This window comes from Mycobacterium avium subsp. avium, assembly GCF_009741445.1.
Taxonomy (GTDB): Bacteria; Actinomycetota; Actinomycetes; order Mycobacteriales; family Mycobacteriaceae; genus Mycobacterium; species Mycobacterium avium.
On record NZ_CP046507.1, the window covers coordinates 3,260,152 to 3,278,380 of the forward strand.

Annotated in this window: 22 protein-coding genes and 2 pseudogenes; 6 read left to right on the forward strand and 18 right to left on the reverse strand. The window is 68.0% G+C overall.

The genetic code is table 11. The annotated features are described in order from the left end of the window. Positions 1–161 precede the first annotated feature (161 nt). Entirely contained in the window at positions 162–1,727 is a 1,566-nt protein-coding gene (locus MAA44156_RS14990) for a pyruvate, phosphate dikinase (protein WP_009975414.1), read from the forward strand. Then, positions 1,724–2,329, forward strand: a complete 606-nt coding sequence (locus MAA44156_RS14995) for a hypothetical protein (RefSeq protein WP_009975413.1) — start codon at positions 1,724–1,726, stop codon at positions 2,327–2,329. Before MAA44156_RS14990 ends, MAA44156_RS14995 begins: the two co-directional genes overlap by 4 nt. On the opposite strand, the gene MAA44156_RS15000 is transcribed toward MAA44156_RS14995, so the two are convergent. From MAA44156_RS15000 to MAA44156_RS15010, 3 genes and pseudogenes are all read right to left on the reverse strand, one after another. Beyond that, a complete protein-coding gene (locus MAA44156_RS15000) occupies positions 2,330–3,571 on the reverse strand; it encodes a WS/DGAT domain-containing protein (protein ID WP_065370749.1) in 1,242 nt (413 codons plus the stop codon). After that, positions 3,572–4,481 (reverse strand): annotated as a pseudogene (locus MAA44156_RS15005) (alpha/beta fold hydrolase). A 111-nt stretch (positions 4,482–4,592) separates the two neighbouring features. Then, on the reverse strand, positions 4,593–5,066 hold the full coding sequence (locus tag MAA44156_RS15010; RefSeq protein WP_009975406.1) for a VOC family protein: 474 nt from the start codon (positions 5,064–5,066) through the stop codon (positions 4,593–4,595). A gap of 121 nt (positions 5,067–5,187) precedes the next feature. Here MAA44156_RS15010 and MAA44156_RS15015 point away from each other — a divergent pair, with 121 nt between their 5' ends. Next, positions 5,188–6,051: an alpha/beta fold hydrolase gene (locus tag MAA44156_RS15015; RefSeq protein ID WP_009975405.1), complete on the forward strand. Its 864-nt coding sequence runs from the start codon at positions 5,188–5,190 to the stop codon at positions 6,049–6,051. A 13-nt stretch (positions 6,052–6,064) separates the two neighbouring features. Here MAA44156_RS15015 and gnd read toward each other — a convergent pair whose 3' ends face one another. Further along, positions 6,065–7,087, reverse strand: coding sequence for a phosphogluconate dehydrogenase (NAD(+)-dependent, decarboxylating) (gene gnd / locus MAA44156_RS15020; RefSeq protein ID WP_009975403.1), 1,023 nt, complete (start codon positions 7,085–7,087; stop codon positions 6,065–6,067). 16 nt (positions 7,088–7,103) lie between these two features. After that, positions 7,104–8,513: a glucose-6-phosphate dehydrogenase gene (locus MAA44156_RS15025; RefSeq protein ID WP_009975401.1), complete on the reverse strand. Its 1,410-nt coding sequence runs from the start codon at positions 8,511–8,513 to the stop codon at positions 7,104–7,106. A gap of 122 nt (positions 8,514–8,635) precedes the next feature. Here MAA44156_RS15025 and MAA44156_RS15030 point away from each other — a divergent pair, with 122 nt between their 5' ends. Next, the gene (locus tag MAA44156_RS15030; RefSeq protein ID WP_009975399.1) at positions 8,636–9,463 is read left to right on the forward strand and encodes an adenylate/guanylate cyclase domain-containing protein; all 828 of its coding nucleotides are present in this window, start codon (positions 8,636–8,638) and stop codon (positions 9,461–9,463) included. Here the strand turns inward: MAA44156_RS15030 and MAA44156_RS15035 are convergent. Next, positions 9,421–9,618, reverse strand: a complete 198-nt coding sequence (locus MAA44156_RS15035) for a hypothetical protein (RefSeq protein ID WP_009975398.1) — start codon at positions 9,616–9,618, stop codon at positions 9,421–9,423. The genes MAA44156_RS15030 and MAA44156_RS15035 overlap by 43 nt on opposite strands. A 117-nt stretch (positions 9,619–9,735) precedes the next feature. On the opposite strand from MAA44156_RS15035, the gene MAA44156_RS15040 reads away from it, so the two are divergent. Next, positions 9,736–10,419, forward strand: coding sequence for a hypothetical protein (locus MAA44156_RS15040; RefSeq protein ID WP_009975397.1), 684 nt, complete (start codon positions 9,736–9,738; stop codon positions 10,417–10,419). 4 nt (positions 10,420–10,423) lie between these two features. Here MAA44156_RS15040 and MAA44156_RS15045 read toward each other — a convergent pair whose 3' ends face one another. The 7 genes and pseudogenes from MAA44156_RS15045 to MAA44156_RS23685 form a co-directional block, all read right to left on the reverse strand. After that, on the reverse strand, positions 10,424–10,747 hold the full coding sequence (locus tag MAA44156_RS15045; RefSeq protein ID WP_009975396.1) for a putative quinol monooxygenase: 324 nt from the start codon (positions 10,745–10,747) through the stop codon (positions 10,424–10,426). A gap of 410 nt (positions 10,748–11,157) precedes the next feature. Next, positions 11,158–11,682, reverse strand: coding sequence for a glycoside hydrolase (locus MAA44156_RS15050; protein ID WP_033713819.1), 525 nt, complete (start codon positions 11,680–11,682; stop codon positions 11,158–11,160). 156 nt (positions 11,683–11,838) lie between these two features. After that, positions 11,839–12,192, reverse strand: coding sequence for a hypothetical protein (locus MAA44156_RS15055; RefSeq protein WP_003875396.1), 354 nt, complete (start codon positions 12,190–12,192; stop codon positions 11,839–11,841). Positions 12,193–12,261: 69 nt separating this feature from the next. Next, complete coding sequence (locus MAA44156_RS15060; RefSeq protein ID WP_023884114.1) at positions 12,262–12,645, reverse strand: Mtp family mycobacterial-type pilin; 384 nt, start codon at positions 12,643–12,645, stop codon at positions 12,262–12,264. 68 nt (positions 12,646–12,713) lie between these two features. Beyond that, a complete protein-coding gene (locus tag MAA44156_RS15065) occupies positions 12,714–13,112 on the reverse strand; it encodes a VOC family protein (RefSeq protein WP_009975395.1) in 399 nt (132 codons plus the stop codon). Between the two features lie 101 nt (positions 13,113–13,213). Continuing rightward, positions 13,214–13,495, reverse strand: coding sequence for a hypothetical protein (locus MAA44156_RS23580; RefSeq protein ID WP_029248407.1), 282 nt, complete (start codon positions 13,493–13,495; stop codon positions 13,214–13,216). 129 nt (positions 13,496–13,624) lie between these two features. Beyond that, positions 13,625–13,819, reverse strand: a pseudogene (locus tag MAA44156_RS23685) (helix-turn-helix domain-containing protein); the annotation flags it as partial. Between the two features lie 95 nt (positions 13,820–13,914). Here MAA44156_RS23685 and MAA44156_RS15075 point away from each other — a divergent pair. Then, positions 13,915–14,652 carry an SDR family NAD(P)-dependent oxidoreductase gene (locus MAA44156_RS15075; RefSeq protein WP_009975393.1) on the forward strand — a complete coding sequence of 246 codons (738 nt, stop codon included), beginning with the start codon at positions 13,915–13,917 and terminating at the stop codon, positions 14,650–14,652. 65 nt (positions 14,653–14,717) lie between these two features. Here the strand turns inward: MAA44156_RS15075 and MAA44156_RS15080 are convergent, their stop codons facing one another. From MAA44156_RS15080 to ychF, 5 genes are all read right to left on the reverse strand, one after another. Continuing rightward, a complete protein-coding gene (locus tag MAA44156_RS15080; protein WP_003875392.1) occupies positions 14,718–15,158 on the reverse strand; it encodes a nitroreductase family deazaflavin-dependent oxidoreductase in 441 nt (146 codons plus the stop codon). Positions 15,159–15,257: 99 nt separating this feature from the next. Next, positions 15,258–15,629: a type II toxin-antitoxin system VapC family toxin gene (locus MAA44156_RS15085; protein ID WP_003875391.1), complete on the reverse strand. Its 372-nt coding sequence runs from the start codon at positions 15,627–15,629 to the stop codon at positions 15,258–15,260. Further along, the gene (locus MAA44156_RS15090) at positions 15,616–15,822 is read right to left on the reverse strand and encodes a type II toxin-antitoxin system VapB family antitoxin (protein ID WP_011724021.1); all 207 of its coding nucleotides are present in this window, start codon (positions 15,820–15,822) and stop codon (positions 15,616–15,618) included. The genes MAA44156_RS15085 and MAA44156_RS15090 overlap by 14 nt, the downstream gene beginning before the upstream one ends. Positions 15,823–15,990: 168 nt before the next feature. Continuing rightward, positions 15,991–16,935, reverse strand: a complete 945-nt coding sequence (locus MAA44156_RS15095) for an HNH endonuclease (protein ID WP_003875389.1) — start codon at positions 16,933–16,935, stop codon at positions 15,991–15,993. 199 nt (positions 16,936–17,134) lie between these two features. After that, positions 17,135–18,208, reverse strand: a complete 1,074-nt coding sequence (gene ychF / locus MAA44156_RS15100) for a redox-regulated ATPase YchF (RefSeq protein WP_009975391.1) — start codon at positions 18,206–18,208, stop codon at positions 17,135–17,137. Between the last annotated feature and the right edge of the window lie 21 nt (positions 18,209–18,229).

Sequence of the window (18,229 nt, forward strand, 5' to 3'; positions counted from 1 at the left end):
GTCCACCCGCCGGCCCGTGTGGGAACATAGCGGGCGTTCCGGGGTTGCCCGAATCAGCAGCGACACCACGAAGGGGGTGCACCACGGCTCGCACCGCACCAGGTAGCGGCGCCCACCGCAACGCGTCACGCGACCGGGACGCCGCGCCGACCGAGCAGTCCGTGGTGTTGCTGGACGGCACATCGAGTCACCCCCGCGAGCTGCTGGGCAACAAGGGCCACGGCATCGAGGTGATGCGCCGCCACCACCTGCCGGTGCCGCCCGCGTTCTGCCTCACCACCGCGGTGGGCCTGCGGTATCTGGCCGACCCCGCGGCGACGATGGACGCCGTCTGGGACGACGTGCTGGACCGGATCGGCTGGCTGCAGGCGCAGACCTCGCGCACGTTCGGGCGGGGCCCGCGCCCGCTGCTGGTCAGCGTGCGCTCGGGGGCCACCCAGTCGATGCCCGGGATGATGGACACCCTGTTGAACCTCGGCATCAACGACTCCGTGGAGCAGGCGCTGGCCGCCGAGCACGGCCCGGCGTTCGCCCGCGACACCCACCGGCGGTTCCGCGAGATGTACCGGCGCATCGTGGGTGTCGAGCGGCCGGTGCCGTCCGACCCGTACACGCAGTTGCGCGCCGGCATCGAGGCCGTGTTCGCGTCGTGGAACTCCCCGCGCGCCCGCGCCTACCGCGCCCATTACGGTTTCGCCGACCGGCACGGCACCGCCGTCGTCGTGCAGGCCATGGTGTTCGGCAATCACGGCCCCAATTCCGGTGCGGGAGCGTTCTTTTCGCGCAATCCGATCACCGGGGACGACGAGCCGTTCGGCGAGTGGCTGCCCGGGGGCCAGGGCGACGACGTGGTGTCGGGATCGGTCGACGTGGAACCGATCGCCGCGCTGCGCGACGAGCAGCCGGCCGTCTACGACCAGCTGATGGCCGCCGCCCGGACGCTGGAGCGGTTGGACCGTGACGTCCAGGAGATCGAGTTCACCGTCGAGGACGGCGCCCTGTGGTTGCTGCAGACCAGGGCGGCCGAACGCTCGGCGCAGGCGGCGGTGCGCTCGGCGCTGCAGCTGCGACGGGAGGGGCTGATCGACGAGGCCGAGACGCTGCGGCGGGTCACCCCGGCGCACGTGCGGCCGCTGCTGATGCCCGCTCTGCAACCCGAAATACGTTTGGCGGCACCACTTCTGGCCAAGGGCCTACCTGCCTGCCCCGGCGTGGTATCCGGCACGGCCTACGCCGACGTCGACGAGGCGCTGCACGCCGCCGAGCGGGGCGAACCGGTGATCCTGGTGCGCGACCACACCCGGCCCGAAGACGTGTCGGGCATGCTGGCCGCGCGGGGCATCGTCACCGAGGTGGGCGGCGCGGCCAGCCATGCGGCGGTGGTCAGCCGGGAACTGGGCCGGGTGGCCGTGGTGGGTTGCGGCGCCGGGGTGGCCGCGATGCTGGCGGGCCGGCGGATCACCGTGGACGGCGCCGAAGGCGAAGTGCGCGAAGGCGAATTGTCCCTGTCCGCGTGGTCCGAGAACGATACCCCGGAGCTGCGCGAGCTGGCCGAGATCGCGCGGCGGATCAGCCCGCTGCGCGCCCATTCCGGCGGCGACCATCCGCGGCTGGACGACGACTCCGAGAGTGCGGTGCGCGCGGCCCTGGCCGCCGGGCAGACCGACGTGGTCTCGCCCACCCCACTGCTGGTCATGCTGACCGCGCTGCGCGAGGGCGCGCCGTGACCGAACTGGCTGTGCTGCAAGCGATTCGGCTCAAGGGCCGGGTCAGTCGAGCCGACCTGGCCGCCACCCTGGGCACGGATCCCGACGAAATCGCCGGCACGGTCGAGCGGCTGAGCGCGGCGGGCCTGGTGACCGGGGACGCCACCCTGCGGATCACCCCGGCCGGCAGCGCCCGGCTCACGGCGCTGCTCGCCGAGGAGCGCCGGGGCATCGATGCCGCCGCGATGGCCGCCGTCTATGACGACTTTCGGGCGATCAACGCCGATTTCAAGCGCCTGGTGACCGACTGGCAGCTCAAGGACGGCGCGCCCAACCGCCACGACGAGGCCGAGTACGACGCCGCCGTGTTGGCCCGCCTGGACGACGCGCACGCGCGGGTGACGCCGGTCATCGAGGCCGCGGCCGCCCAACTGCCGCGGCTGAACCGCTACGCGGCGAAACTGGCCGCGGCCCTGGGCAAGGTGCGGGCCGGCGACACGGCGTGGCTGACCAGGCCGCTGATCGACTCCTACCACACGGTGTGGTTCGAACTGCACGAAGAGCTCATCGTCGCCGTCGGCCTGACCAGGCAGGAAGCCGCCAGATCCGGTGACGCGCAATAGTCATAGCGCCGCGTCGAGCAACGCCAGGTAGGCGTCGACGTCGGGAACCGCCGACGCCGCCGCGTGCACGCTGATCGCGATGGTGTCCCCGATGCCGTGCACGCCGTGCGTCAGCCCCATCACCGGCGACAGCGCGGGATAGCCCGCCGTCAGCACCACCCGCGCGCCGCCGAAGCTCAAATCGGCCGGCCCGCGATTGACGCTGGACACCACGGTGTTGCCGGCCACCTGGTACGGACGCTGGTCGGCGTCGAATTGGTCTACGCCCCAACGCAACAGCGCGGCCGGCACCGCGGCGAATGCGCGGTCGGCGGCCCGGGTTGCCGGGTGCCCGAAGCGGCGCCGCCCGGCGGCCAGGCCGGCCGCGATCCGCTCCGCGCGGGCCTGGGCCCCCAGCCTCGGATGCAGGTCCACCACGACGTTGCCGAAGTGGTTGTACGCCTGCGGTGCACCGGGTTTGGCCATCGGAACCTCGGCGCCCAGCGAATCCGCTTGATCGCCAAGCAGATCGGACAACGCCTGCGCCACCGCGCCCAGCACCGCAACCGTGGCGGTCGGACCGGGCAGCTGCGCGCGGTGCCGCACCAGGGTGCGCAGCGAACGCACACCGGCGGGCCGGGCGTTCGTCGGCAGCAGCGGACGCGGCCCCGCCCCGGGGGCCAGCCGCCCGGCACGGGTGTCGCGCACCAGTTGGCGGTGGGTGCGCGCGGCCACCGCGGCCCGCCAGGGCAACCAGCCCGGCCGCGGGACGGGCACCTCGGGCACCGGGGCGGCCCGGCCGAAAAGCCGGGCGGCCAACGCCGCGGCGCGGGCGCCGTCGGCCAGCGCGTGCGCGACCTGCAGCACCGCGACCGTGCCCGGCCCGCGGACCCCCGGAATGCCGTCGACCGGGCCGAAAACGTGCAGCCGCCAGGCCATCCGGCGAAGGTCGAGTTGGTCGTCGGCGAGCCCGGCGACAGCGGCCAGGCACCCGTCCCAGCTGTGCTCGGCCAACTCGTGGCGGACCACCTGCTCGGGGGCGACGGCCGCGGGCACCCAGTGCGGGTAGCGCAGCCGGCCGCGGTCGCGCACCCGGATGCTCAGCGCCGGCTCCGCGTCGGCCCGCCGGCGCAGCTGATCGGCGGCAGCCGGGTAATCGGCCGGCTCGCCGTCGAAGGCGTACAGCAGGAACTCGTCGTTGGGGATCTTGGCCGACATCCAGTAGAACTGCGCATCGACGGCCGCCATCCGGTGGCCCGTCATTCAGCCGGGTGAGCCGATGAACCCGAGCACCAGGCCGGCGACCTTGTCGGGCTGTTCGAGCTGCAGGAAGTGCCCGGCATGTTCGACGATGTCGACTTCGCTGCCGGGGGGGCAGCACCTTTTCCACCTGGTGAGCGAAAGCCGATGTCATGCAACCGTCGTCGCGGCCATGAAGGTACAAACACGGCAGCACCGGCTCCTCGGTCCACAGTCGGTGCAACGTCGCGTACTGGGCCGGCGGTGCGGTGTTGCGGATGGTGGCGCGGTAGGGGCCCAGCGCCGCCCGCCAGCTCTCCGGCGCCCCGATCGCGGCGTCGACGTGCCGCAGATCCTCCTCGGCGCGGTAGCCCGGCGACCAGCGCCGCCACAGCAGCGGCAGCACCCAGGAAGCGGAACGCTCAGGCAGCCAAGGCAATTGGAAGTACATGATGTACCAGCTGCGGAACACCTGGCGGGCCAGATGGGCGGCCAGCCGGCCCCGCTCGGCCGCGCTGCCGCCGCGCCGCCGGAACGCCGCCGAGGGCGGCACCGACATGAGCACCGCCTTGGCGAACGGGCTGTCGGGCATGGCGGCCAGGCCGGTGGCCGCGATCGCCCCCCAGTCGTGGCCGATCACCACGTCGTTCTCGGTACCGCCGGCGGCCGCGCGCACCCGCAGCGCGTCGTCCATCAGCGCACCCACGTGGTAGCTGCCGTCGGACGGGATCGCCGACGGCGCGTATCCGCGCATGAAGGGCGCGACCACCCGCCACCCCGCGTCGGCGAGCCGGGGAGCGAGCTTGCGCCACCCGTACGGCGTGTCGGGGAAGCCGTGCAGACACAACGCGAGCGGGCCGTCGGGCGGCCCCCAGGTGAGCGCCTTCAGGTCCCCCGCAGGGCCGGTCACGTCGATCCAGCCTGGTTCAGCCATCTTCACTCCCTGCTCGGCGCGTCCGCACGGACCAACCTAACCCGTGTGTCGTCGAGACGCACCGACCGCAGTAAGTATGAAGTCAAACCGTCACTGCGTCAGCGGGTTTCGCTACGAGGATGCCGCGGCCCGCTCCAGCTCGGCGATGACGATCTTGCGCATGCCATACATCGCCTGGGTGGCCGCCGCCGCCCTGCTGCGATCGGGGTCGCCGATCAGTTCGAAGAGCCGGTCGGGGACGATTTGCCAGCTCAGGCCGAAGCGGTCTTTGAGCCAGCCGCATTGGGATTCCTCGCCGCCGTCGCTCAACCGGTCCCAGTAGTAGTCGACCTCGTCCTGGTCCTTGCAGTGCACCGTGAACGACACCGCCTCGCTAAACCGGAAGTGCGGGCCGCCGTTGATCCCGATGAACCGCGAGCCGTCCAGCACGAAGCTGCCCGACAGCACCGTCCCGGGCTCGCCCGGGCCGGCCTCGGTGGTCCGGTTGAACCCCTCGATGTGCGAGTTCGGGAACACCGCGGTGTAGAACGTGGCCGCCTCCTCCAGGTTGTCGTCAAACCACAAGGACGGGGTGATCGATGGCATGTCCGCGGGCCTCCTCGCCGGCTGGTTGGTTGTGCTGGGGTAGACCCCGGCGGCCGTGGAAACTCATCGCGTCGTCGGCCCGCGCAAGAGTGCTTATGCCACCTATGTAACGTCAGGACCCATGAGTACCGTCAGCAGCAGTCCCGAGACGGTGGAGTTTGCCGGCGTCGACGGGATCACCCTGGTCGCCGACGAATGGAATCGGGGCTCCGACGGCGCCGGCCGGCCGAGCATCTTGATGCTGCACGGCGGCGGCCAGAACCGTTTTTCCTGGAAGAACACCGGGCAGACGTTGGCCGACGAGGGGCTGCACGTGGTGGCACTGGATTCCCGGGGGCACGGCGACAGCGATCGCTCGCCGCAGGCCGATTACCAGATCGAGACGCTGACAGCCGACGTGCTGCGGGTGCTGGACGCGATCGGGCGGCCGGTGACGATCATCGGGGCGAGCATGGGCGGACTGACCGGCATCCTGGCCGCGCACCGGGCCGGGCCGGCGAAGGTGACCCGCCTGGTGCTGGTGGACGTGGTGCCCCGGTTCGAGAAGGACGGCAGCGCCCGCATCCGCGACTTCATGATCAGCGGCCTGGACGGCTTCGACTCGCTGGAGCAGGCCGCCGACGCCGTCGCCGCCTATCTGCCCTACCGCAGCAAGCCGCGCAGCCCCGAGGGGCTGAAGAAGAATCTGAGGCTGCGCGACGGCCGCTGGTGCTGGCACTGGGACCCGGCGTTCATGACCAAGCCCGGCGACGATCCCGAACTGCGCACCGAAAGCTTCGAGCAGGCCGCCAAGAACCTGTCGATCCCGGTCCTGCTGATCCGCGGCAAGCTCTCCGATGTGGTGAGCCCCGAGGGGGTCCGGCACTTTTTGGCCACCGTGCCGCGCGCGGAGTTCGTCGAGCTGTCCAACGCCGGGCACACCGCGGCCGGCGACGACAACGACGCGTTCAGCGACGCCGTGGTGGCGTTCGTCAAGCGCCGCTGAGAAATCCGCGCGGCTAGTTGGCCGGCTTCTCGGCGTGCCCGCCGAATTGCTTACGCATCGCCGAGAGCGTCTTGTTGGCGAAGTCATCGAGATGCCGGGAGGCGAAGCGGGACTGCAGCGCGGTGGTCAGCACCGGCGTGGGGACCCCCTCGTCGATCGCGGCGATGGACGTCCAGCGGCCCTCCCCCGAGTCGGAGACCCGCCCGGAGAACTCCTTGAGCTCCGGTGATTCGTGCAGCGCGATCGCCGTGAGATCCAGCAGCCAGGATCCGATGACGCTGCCGCGCCGCCACACCTCGGCGACCTCGGGGATGTCGAAATCGTATTGGTAGAACTCGGGATTGGACAGCGGCGCGGTTTCGGCGTCGCCTTCCTGCACGTGCTTGCCGATGTCGGCGTTGCGCAACACGTTGAGTCCCTCGGCGAGCGAGGCCATCATCCCGTACTCGATGCCGTTGTGCACCATCTTCACGAAGTGCCCGGCGCCGGACGGCCCGCAATGCAGATACCCCTGCTCCGACCGGGTGACCTCGCCGTCGCGGCCCGGCGTCCGCGGCGCGGCGTCCACCCCGGGTGCGACGGTGGCGAAGATCGGCTCGGCGTGCGCGAACGCCTCCTCGTCGCCGCCGATCATCAGGCAGTAACCGCGTTCCCGACCCCAGACGCCACCGCTGGTGCCGCAGTCCAGCAGCCGAATCCCCTTCTCCGACAGCGTCTTCGAGTGACGAATGTCGTCACGGTAGTAGGAGTTGCCGCCGTCGATGACGATGTCGCCGGGCTCCAGCGTGGTGGCCAGCTCCTCGATCACCCCGGTGGTGATCGTCCCGGCCGGCACCATCACCCACACCACCCGCGGGGCGCTCAGCTTCGCGGCGAGCTCTTGCAGCGAGGAGACCGCGGTCGTCTTCTCCTCCCCCGCCATCGCCTTGACCGCGTCCGGATTGTGGTCGTAGACAACGCATTCGTGTCCGCCCTTGACCACCCGGCGGACGATGTTGGCACCCATCCGGCCCAGGCCGATCATCCCCAGCTGCATCGTGTTTCGAGCCTCCTTATCGTTTCGTGGACGTGCTCTGCGGCAGCCACGGTTGCTGCCAGGCGTGGCGACCGTGCACCAGCGCCTGCGCGGCCTCGGGTCCCCAGGAGCCTTGCTCGTATTGGTGGATGCGGCTCGGCTTGTCCAGCACCGGCTGCACGATCCGCCAGGTCTCTTCGATGGCGTCCTCGCGGGCAAACAGCTGGCGGTCGCCGTTGAACGCGGCGTAGAGCAGCCGTTCGTAGGGCCGCACCGGTTCGCCGAGGTCCACCGCGAACGAGGAGTCCAGGTGGACGTCGTGCCACGAGTCGCCGACCTGAGCGGACAGCTGCAGGCGCATCCCGGGATCGGGGTCGATGCGCAGCACGATCTGGTTGGGCTCGGGCGGGCGGCGGTTGGGCAGGAAGGAGAAGCCGGGCACGTGATGCAGGAACATCCGGACCTCGGTGACCTTGTGCGGCAACGCCTTGCCGGCGCGCAGGAAGATCGGCACCCCGGCCCAGCGCCAGTTGTCGATCTCGGTCCTCAACGCGACGTAGGTCTCGGTGGTGGAATCCTTTGCCACACCGGGGACTTCGGTGTAGCCACGATACTGGCCACGCACGCAGTGCTCCGGGTCCAGCGACGGCATGGCCCGGAACACCTCGGCCTTCTTGTCGTTGAGGTCGTCGGCGCCGGCCCCGACCGGGGGTTCCATGGCGACCAGCGCGAGCACCTGCAGCAGATGGTTTTGCACGACGTCGCGCACCGCCCCCACCGCGTCATAGAACTTGCCGCGGTCCTCGATGCCGAAGTCCTCGGCCATGGTGATGTGGATTTCGGAGATGCTGTCGCGGTCCCACAGCTTGGCCAGGGCGTTGTTGGCGAACCGCAGGTATTGCAGTTCTTCGACCGGCTGTTTGCCCAAAAAGTGGTCTACGCGCAGGATTTGGTCTTCGTCGAGCACCGCGCGCAGCCGGGCGTTGAGGTCGCGCGCCGATTCCAGGTCGTGGCCGAACGGCTTTTCCACCGCCACCCTGGCGCGTTCCAGTAGGTCGGCCTTGGCCAGGTTCTCCACGATCGGCGCGAACAACGACGGCGGCATCTCCAGGTAGTACAGCGGACGCGAATCGCCACCGATCTTCTCGGCGAGCTCGCTGTAGAGCCCGGTGTCGGTGACGTCGCCCGACAGGTAGGAAAGCCGGCCCGCCAAGCGGTCGAACACTGCGTCGTCGAACGTCTCACCGGTGGCCTTGATCGCCTCCCGGGCGCGGTCCAGCAGCTGGTCGAGGGTGATGTCGTCGCTGGCCACGCCGATGATCGGGTGCTCGAGCTCCTCGCGGCGCTCCAGCCGGTAGAGCGCGCGGAACGTCATCTTGCGCGCCAAGTCCCCGGTGATTCCGAAGATCACCAGCAGGTCGGATGGATGGCTGTCATCGTCGGCCAAGACCGCTCCTCCCGAAAGTCACCCGATCGGCTCCCTTGAGACTCACTACCCGCGGCCGGCGGACTCAACACTAGACACAGCCCGGCAGGGGCGCCAGCCCGACCGCGGCGCCGCCTGACAGGATGACCGGCATGGGTGACGTGCTGCATGTCACGGTCTACATCCTGGCCGGGCTGGCCGCCGTCGAGGCCGGCGCGCTGGCCGTGCTGTGGCGGCGGCTGGTGCGCAGCCGCGCCGAACTCGACGAGCTGCGTCAGCGCACCGACGCCCGCAACTGGCTGCTCGCGGGCGGGCGGGAAGCGGTCAAGACGGTATGGAACACCGCCAATCTCGTGCGCAAGGAGGGTTTCGGCGCGGCGGTGCGCAGCTCGATCGAGGAGCTCGCGGACTGGGCTGAGGTGGAGCGGCCCGACCTGGCCCGGGTGACCCCGGACGGCCGGGTGGTGATCCTGTTCACCGACATCGAGGAATCGACCGCGCTCAACGAGCGGATCGGCGACCGGGCCTGGGTCAAGCTGATCAGCTCGCACGACAAGCTGGTCTCGGATCTGGTGCGGCGCCAATCCGGTCACGTGGTGAAGAGCCAGGGCGACGGATTCATGGTCGCCTTCGCCCGGCCCGAGCAGGCGGTGCGGTGCGGCATCGAGTTGCAGCGCGCGTTGCGCCGGAACGCAAACCGCAAGCGGCACGAGGAGATTCGGGTCCGGATCGGGATCCACATGGGCCGCTCGGTGCGCCGCGGTGACGACCTGTTCGGCCGCAACGTCGCGATGGCGGCGCGGGTCGCCGCCCAGGCCGCCGGCGGGGAGATCCTGGTGAGTCAGCCGGTGCGAGACGCGCTTTCGCGCTCCGACGGGATCCGGTTCGATGACGGACGCGAGGTCGAGCTCAAGGGATTCTCCGGCACCTACCGGTTGTTCGCCGTGCTGGCCTCGCCCGATCCCGGCTGAATCGCATCGTATTCGGCCAGCCGCTGATGCAAACGATCCCGGACCTCGTCGGCGGTATAGGCCCGGCGTTTGCGTTGGTCGCGGACCACCAGCACGCCGCCGGCGACGACGCCGGCCGCACCGGCCAGCCCGAGCCACTTCCACATGCTGCGCATGCCACCAGGCTAGGCGTAGTTGTGATTGACTGGATCCCCGCATGGCCTTACCCGCGAGAAGCGGGGCGGGGCGGCGGCGACGTCGGCGAAAACTGCAGCGGGAGACGGGCTTACACGATGCTCACCTTGAACCAAGCGCTCGAGGAGACCCGGACCGGTGACCTGTGGCTGTTTCGCGGCGGTTCGGGTCCCGACCGCGCCATCCAGACGTTGACCAACAGCCCCGTCAATCACGTCGGCATGACGGTGGCCATCGATGACCTGCCGCCGCTGATCTGGCACGCCGAGCTGGGTGACAAGCTCGTCGACCTGTGGACCGGGACGAATCATCGTGGCGTGCAACTCAACGATCTGCACCAGTCGGTGTTGCAGTGGACGCAGCGTTACCGCCAACGGTGCTGGCTGCGCCAGCTGACGCCGCCGGCCACCCGCGAGCAGGAGAACAGGCTGCTGCGCGTGATCGCCCGGATGGACGGCACCGCGTTTCCCACCACCATGCGCCTCACCGGCCGGTGGCTGCGCGGCCGACTGCCCACCGCCTACGACTGGGCACGCGGAATCCCCGTGGTGGACAAGAAGATTCGGGAGACAACGCGCCGACGAAAGGAACGTCAACGGCTCGGTCTGGAAGCGGCCTACTGCGCGGAAACCGTGGCGATCACCTACGAGGAAATGGGTCTGCTCACCACCGAGAAGTACTCGAACTGGTTCGACCCGGGCTCGTTCTGGAGCGGCGACAAGCTTCCGCTCACGCCGGGCTATGCGCTGGGCGACGAGATCGAGATCGCGGTCGATCGGTGAGGGGTTAGTCGACCGTCATCTCGCCCATCCGCGACCACCCGGTGGCCTCGACGGTCTGGCTGATGATCTTGGGCGTGGACTTCAGCGCCTGCGGGAGCTCTTGCATCGCCCGCTTGAAGTGGTCGCTGTTGACGTGAGCGCTGCCGGCGTCACCGTCGCGGAACGCCTCCACCAGCACGTACTCGGCCGGGTCGTCCAGGCTGCGCGACCACTCGAACCACAGGTTGCCCTCCTCGGCCCGGGTGGCCGCGGTGAACGCGGCGACGAGGTCCGGCCAGCGGTCGGCCCACTCGGGTTTGGTCTCGAACTTGACGACGATGAAGATCATTGCGGCCCCGCCTCGGTTCGCTGCTGGGATGACTTGGGATGGCGCTCTGGATGACTTGGGACGACTTGGGATGACGCCCGCCCCTGCCCGCGGGCAGCGCCAGCCTATCGGGCCGGGTCGCCACCGCGGCCCGGCCCCGGCCGCGATGGCAGGTCGCTTTTTTGGGCGAAATAATCACAGCAAAGTGGGCTCATCCGTCACAGGCGACACATCAGCCCGCTTTTGCCGCGCGCCACCCGGTCGCACACGTAGTGGCCCAGCTCACATGGGCACGGATATCCGCGCTATTTCACTTTGCGGAACAGAGAATGGTCGCGAACCGGGGCGCCGAAACCGGGTAACAATCACTTGTACGGCCGCGTTTTATTCGTTATGGATTCGCAATTACTGCGTCGCCGGGAAAAGGTAATTCAGGGGCCCGGCGGGGGCGGCGGCACGGGCGCCGGCGCATCGATCAGAACGGCGGGCGCTTCCGGCGGCGCAGGCGGCGCGTCGGGCGGCGGAGCCGGTGCGTCCGGCGGGGGCGGCGGTGCGTCCGGCGGGGGCGGCGCGCCGCCGTCCTCGGGGGGCATCGGCAGGAACATGTGGTGGGTGAATCCGGCCTGGTAGGCACCGGCGCCCCCGACGTGGACGCCGCCGTGCTCGCCGCTGGACACCGCCGTCCCGTCCGGCAGCGTCACCGCGGTGTGGCCGCCGTTCCAGCCGATCACCAAGGCGTTGGGGGCGGTGCCGTATTGGAAGCCCCGGGCCAACAACGCGGCTTCCTCGTTTCCGGTATTGAACCGGTCTCCGAACACTGGCCTGTCAGTTGCTGCATTCGCAATCCACGAAGCAAGTCCCGAACAATCGGTCCCAGCCGGAGAATCTCCACCCGAAATATAAGGCGTGCCGGAGACCTGATTGATCAACGACATCAATGTTGCAATAACGACCATGGCCAGGGAGGCTAGCAATAAGGTTTATTGCGATCCAAAATTTGTGGCACAGGTCATTCGCTAAACGGACAATGACGTGCGCCGCAGACTGAGCCAATATATTACACACGGGTATATTTGCCGCAGCAAAATGCTTACGCCTTCGGCGACCCGGCCTTACGCGTCGTCTCGCTCGCTTTCCGCGATCTCGCGGTCGACCTCGGCTTGCTCCCGGTTAGCGCGCGCCCGCGTGCGCTTGACCCGTTCGTCGATGCGGCGCAGTCGCGCCCGTTCCCGCTCGGCGACCGTGCCCTCGCGTTCGTCGGCGAGCTGCTCGCGTTCGTCGGCCAGGCGCTCGCGCTCGTCGGCGATCTGCTCGCGCTGATCGGCGACCCGGTCTCGTCGACCCGCCAGCCATTCACGTCGTCTGACGTCGGCCTCCCGCCGGGCCAGGGCCTTCTCGCGCTGATCGAGCGCGTCGGACCGACGCTCGGATTCCTCGGGAGGCTCGGCCCAGTGTTCTGCGGCCACAATTCACCCTAACCCTGCGGCGGCCGACCGTTCGACGCGTCGAGCGCCGCCGGCACCGGGTCCGGGTGCTCAGAGCGGGGTCCACACTCCGTTGTTCCAGATTCCCCAGTTACCGGCGCCGGTCGGATTCCACATCATTTGCGCCCCGGGCGCCCAGGCCGGTTGCGGTGGCGGGGGCGGTGCCCACGCCGGCGGCGGTCCCCAGGGCCCCCAGCCCGCCGGGCCGGTGGGGCCACCGGGGTGTTGCCAATCGTGGCATTGATGCCAGTCCCAGTCCAAGACGTTGCCCCAGGACGGGTTCCACGGATCGCCCGGACACCAATGCCCGGTGGGTGCGGGGGCCGGGGCCGCCGCGGCGACGGGGCCGTCGGCGAGACCGACGACGGACATCGCCAACGCGCCGCCCGTCACCACGCTCGCCGCCCAACCCGCCGTGCGCTTTTCCGTCGTCATGCCCTAAGACTTTCCCGTGGCGAGGTTCGGGGCAAGTGGCAATTCGGAGTCGTCGCGGGTTCTAGGGCTCATACCCCGAACTTGGCCCGCGCCTTCGGCGTCACCGGAGTGAACAGGTTGACCAGGTTTCCGTCCGGATCCCGGAACAACAACGCGCGGTTGCCCCACGGCATGGTCGTCGGCTCCGTCACGACCTCGGTGAGCTGCTCGCGGAGCCGCTCGTATTCGGCGTCGACGTCATCGACGATGAACTCCACAATCGCGCTGCGGTTGGCCGCGGGTTCGGCGGATCCGGCACCGAACAGGGGTACCGTCTGGTCGCTGCCGATGGCCAGCGTGGCCGCCGGTGTCGGAATCTCGGCGAACAGCTCGTTTGCCCACACGGCCGAGACTCGGGTGACCATCTCGTAGAAACCGACGAGGCGCTGCACGTCGGCGGTGATGATGCGGGTCGATACGAACTTCATGCGGGTGCTCCTCGAAGGGGTGGATGTGGTGTCGCCCAAGCACATTAGGCGCTGCCTCTGACAACCGAGCGGCCGTTTTGTCGGGCCGGTAGGCGCGAGATTCACCCTGCCGTCGGGGGTATGGCGCGCTCGATCAGGGCGGCCGCGATCCCGGCAGCCGTCGGGAAGGCGTCGGTGCCCAAGGCCCTGGTCCGAACCGAGGCGCCATCGAGCAACAGCGCCAGCTGCTCACCGAGGAGTTCTGGATCGGCGGCGCCGGCCTCCCGGGCGGTCTCGCTCAGGCGGGCGGCGACGGAGGTCTTGTACTCGCGGGCCCGCACGCGCGCGGGATGCTGCGGATCGGAGATCTCCACGGCGGCGGCGATGAACGGGCAGAGGGGCATCGGCTCGTCGGTGAACGCAGGCGGCGTCGCAAATACCGCGAGCAGTCGTTCGCGGGGCATGAGATCGTCGCGCTCGAAGACCTCGGACGTGGTGTCGACGTCAAGACGCCGCAGGTACTCAGCGATCAGCTCGTCTTTGCTACCGAAGTGCTGGTAGGCGGTGCGCTTGGACACCTGCGCCGCCGCGCAGAGCAGGTCCATCCCGGTGTTGTTGATGCCCCGCTCGCGGAACAGCTGCTGCGCCGCGCCGAGGATGCGCTCGCGAGCACCCCGGCCCCGTCGCCGGCCGCGCGGGCCCTTCTCCAGCTCGGTCACGCCGTCCATGGTAACGCTCAGTGTACTTAGCTGGCGTTCGCACGCGCCGTGCGGTAGCTTAAGTACACAGATCAGTATGCATAATCTTGGCACGGAGGGTCGTTGTGGGGAAGCTCGACGGCAAGGTGGCGGTGATTACGGGTGGCTCGAGCGGTCTTGCGCTCGCCACCGCCAAGCTGTTCGTCGACGAGGGAGCTCACGTCTTCATCACGGGCCGGCGGCGGCACGCTCTGGACGAGGCCGTCGCGTCGATCGGGCGCAACGTCACCGCCGTGCAGGGCGACGCGGCCAACCTCGACGACTTGGACCGGCTGTTCGACACGGTGAAGCGGGAGAAGGGCAGCATCGACATACTTTTCGCCAGCGCCGGCACCGGAGGGCAGGCGCGCAGGCTCGGTGAGATCACCGAGCAGGACTTCGACACGGTCTTCGGGCTGAACACCCGTGCCACCCTGTTCACGGTGCAAAAGGCGTTGCCGCTCTTCAACGATGGCGGGTCGATCCTGATGACGGGGTCTATCGCCTCGGTCAAGGGCTGGCCGGATTACAGCGTGTACTCGGCGAGCAAGGCCGCCCTGCGCTCGTTCGCCCGCACGTGGCTCAACGAGCTGAAGGACCGCCGGATCCGCGTGAACGTGCTCAGCCCGGGCCAGGTCGCCACACCGATTCAGGAGAAGATGTTCGACGCGGAGACCAAGCGGCAGTTCGAATCCCTGATTCCGCGGCGTACGATGGGCCGTCCCGAGGAGATCGCGACGGCCGCACTGTTCCTGGCCTCCGACGACTCGGGCTACGTCAACGGGGTTGAGTTGGCCGTCGACGGCGGCACCTCGGCCATCTGACGTGAAGGCCGGCGGTCGGCCTCCGCTTCGCCGGGCGCATCGGGTACCGAATGTTGCTGTGCGCTCTAGCTTTTCGGTGTCAGGACGACGACGGGGATCGGGCGCGACGTCCGCTTCTGGTATTCGGCGTAGCGGTTCTGATTGTTCTTGTTCACGATCTCCCAGAGCCGGGCATAGTCAGCGTCGCCGGGCGGCACGATCCGCGCGGTGACGGCGAAACGCTTTGGGCCCACGTTGATTTCGGCTTCCGGCTTGGCTTTGAGGTTGTGATACCAGCCGGGGGCCTCGGGCGCGCCGCCCTTGGACGCGACCACCAAATAGTTTTCGCCGTCGCGGGCGTAGGTCAGCGACGTGGTGCGCGGTTTGCCGGTCTTGGCGCCGACGGTGTGCAGCAGCAGGCTCGGTATCCACAGCGTGCGGTGACCGATCCAGCCGTTGGTCTTGCGGTAGACCGTGTCGTGCACCCGCAGCACCTGTGGGAGCAGTTTTTCCTCTACGAAACTCATAACTGTCAGTCTCGTCAGTGGCGTCGCACTTATCCAGCGTTCCAACAACGGTGTTCTGAAGTGCGTCGGACGCCTACCGGCGAGGGCGTCGACGCAACATCAGAGCTCGTCGACGATCGCGATACCCACGTCCCAGCCCGCCGCTTTTAAATTCTTGTCCCTGGTCCATAGCCGTGCACCGTCGACCAGAGCAACCGACCCGAGAAGATGGACGTCGATCGCACTCAGTCCGCGGCCCCACAAGCGGTGGCATTCGACGAGATGAAGGACCTCCGCATGCGTCAGCAACGGGAACGCCCGAAGATTGGACAGCAGGCGCAATAGATCGGCGCGCCGCCTGATCGCACCCAATGCCAACTCCTCGATCACCATTTGGTGGCAACCGATTGCGTCGTTGGTCAGGAACTCTATGAGTCGCTTGTCGGCGACGTGCAGATGATCGATCCATACCGACGTGTCAACGAGAATCATCGGCGGGTGTCCTCCGGCGAGGGCCGACCGATGCCTTCCGATCCGTGCCGCCGAGCGCCGCCAGCCGACGGGCGCTCTCTACCCGAACGAGTGTCTGCAGTCCCTGACGGAGGAGCGCCACGCTCTCTGTCACCCCGGTCAGTTCGGCCGCCTCTGCCAATAAGGCGTCGTCAATCGTCACCGTCGTCCTCATTTAGACACCTCCATGAGCATCATTGATGCATCCAATGATGCCACACTTTAAGCGGCATAGCGACGCGCGACGACTGTTGAACAGGCATCGAGATCGATGTTGAACCGGAACCAAACGATGCTTCGGATGTCCCTTCACACCGCCTCCGGGAACGTATGCAGCAAGCCGTCAGGCGGTCGCGACCTTGTTGGACTTCGTGCGGTTGCAGCGCCAGCACAGAGTCTGAAGATTGTCGGGAGTAGACATGCCGCCCTTGGAGATGGGCACGATGTGGTCCACCTCGAGAAGTAGGTGAGGTTCAGCCGCGAGCGACACCGAGCAGTACCGGCAGGTGTAATGATCACGCACCTTTATGGAGTTGCGCAGCCTCGAGGTCATTAGCGCCCGCTGGCCGGCAGCACTCTTTCTCCAGCGAATCTTCTGCGACAGTGTCTCGATGAGCGCGTCGATTGCTGGGGTGTCCAACGTGACGGTTGTGCGCTGCGAACTATTTCCGCCGGCACTGACGTACTCAAAGACGTACACAGGATACGGAACCCTGATCGGGGACAACTCAACACCGACGTGTTTCATAAACTCACCGAAGTAGTGCTTCAAGATGAACGCAGGCGGATTGAAAGACTTGGTGATGCTCGCCTCGCGCTGCGCAAGGTTGTTGACCGCATCTTCCAGTCGCGTGATGCTATCGCCCAAGTTTTCCACCTCGGCGAGATGGGCCTCGTCAGCTTTAATTCCAAAGTACTTCATCACGTACTTGAGGGGATCGGCCTTGGCGTTGCGGACAACCTGTAGGGAACAGTTGTGTACGTCCGGCGCTTCGTAATTCGCTACGTTCCGGTCCCGGCGGTAATTCCAATGGCTGGTGTTCTGAAAAGACGCCAGATGTGCTTGGGCGCCGGCAGATGACGCGCCAAGCCTGAACGACCCACCGCTGCGGATCTCCGAGACGTAATCGGCGACCTCGTTGTGCTCGGCGACCACCGATGCGATCTTTTTCTTGTGGGCCAGGAATTCCTCGCTGGCGAAGTACCGCTCCTTGAGGATGTACAGAATGACCCTGTACAGGACGATGGCCGCAAGCCCAATTAAGACGATCGTTACGAAAGCTTCCATGCCGAGTCAAGCATCCCTTTGCAGAGTCTTCCGTTTAGCGAACCGGACGGTAGCAAAGCATTACGAGTGGTTTCGGCCTTTTGGCGAGATACCACGTCGCAGCCGAGCGGCTGCTCAATCGCATCGTCGAGCGTGGGTCTAACGTACGAAAATCGCACCAGCTGCCTGCATATCCCCCACGCTCGGCGGCGGCGCCGAGCTACACGTTGAACCGGAACTCGACCACGTCGCCGTCGGCCATGACGTAGTCCTTGCCCTCCATCCGGACCTTGCCGGCGGCCTTGGCCGCCGCCATCGACCCCGCGGCGATCAGGTCGTCGTAGGAGACGATTTCGGCTTTGATGAAACCCTTTTCGAAGTCGCTGTGAATCACCCCGGCGGCCTTCGGCGCGGTATCGCCCTGGTGAATCACCCACGCCCGCGCCTCTTTGGGCCCCGCGGTCAGGAACGTCTGCAGCCTCAGCGTGTGAAAACCGGCCCGCGCCAACGCATCCAGGCCGCGCTCGGTCTGCCCGATCGACTCCAGCAACTCCGCCGCCGACTCGTCGTCGAGTTCGATCAGCTCGGATTCGATGGCCGCGTCCAGGAACACCGCGTCGGCCGGCGCGACCAGCTCGCGCAGCTCGGCGATGCGCGCGGGATCGGTCAGCACCGACTCGTCGGCGTTGAAGACATAGAGAAAAGGCTTGGTGGTCAACAGGTTCAGCTCGCGCAGCAGGGAGGTGTCGGTGCCCGCGCTGAACAGCGTCTTGCCCCCGTTCAGCGTCTCCTGCGCGGCCAGCGCCGCCTCGTAGACCGGCCGGCGCTCCTTGGAGGTGCGGGCCTCCTTCTCCAGCCGGCCCGCCGCGCGCTCCAGCGTCTGCAGGTCGGCTAGGATCAGCTCGGTCTCGACGACCTCGATGTCGGACCTGGGGTCCACCTGCCCGGCGACGTGGGTGACGTCATCGTCGGCGAACACCCGCACCACCTGGCAGATGGCGTCGCATTCGCGAATGTGGGCCAGGAACTTGTTGCCCAGCCCCGCCCCCTCGGAGGCGCCCTTGACCAGGCCGGCGATGTCGACGAAGGTGACCGGCGCCGCCACGATGCGCTCGGACTTGAACATCTCGGCCAGCTTGTCCAGCCGCGGGTCGGGCAGCGGCACCACGCCCTCGTTGGGCTCGATCGTCGCGAACGGATAGTTGGCCGCGACCACGTTGTTCCGGGTCAACGCGTTGAACAAGGTCGACTTGCCGACATTGGGCAGGCCCACTATTCCCAGGCTCAGGCTCACAGGGAATCAAGTCTAGGGGCC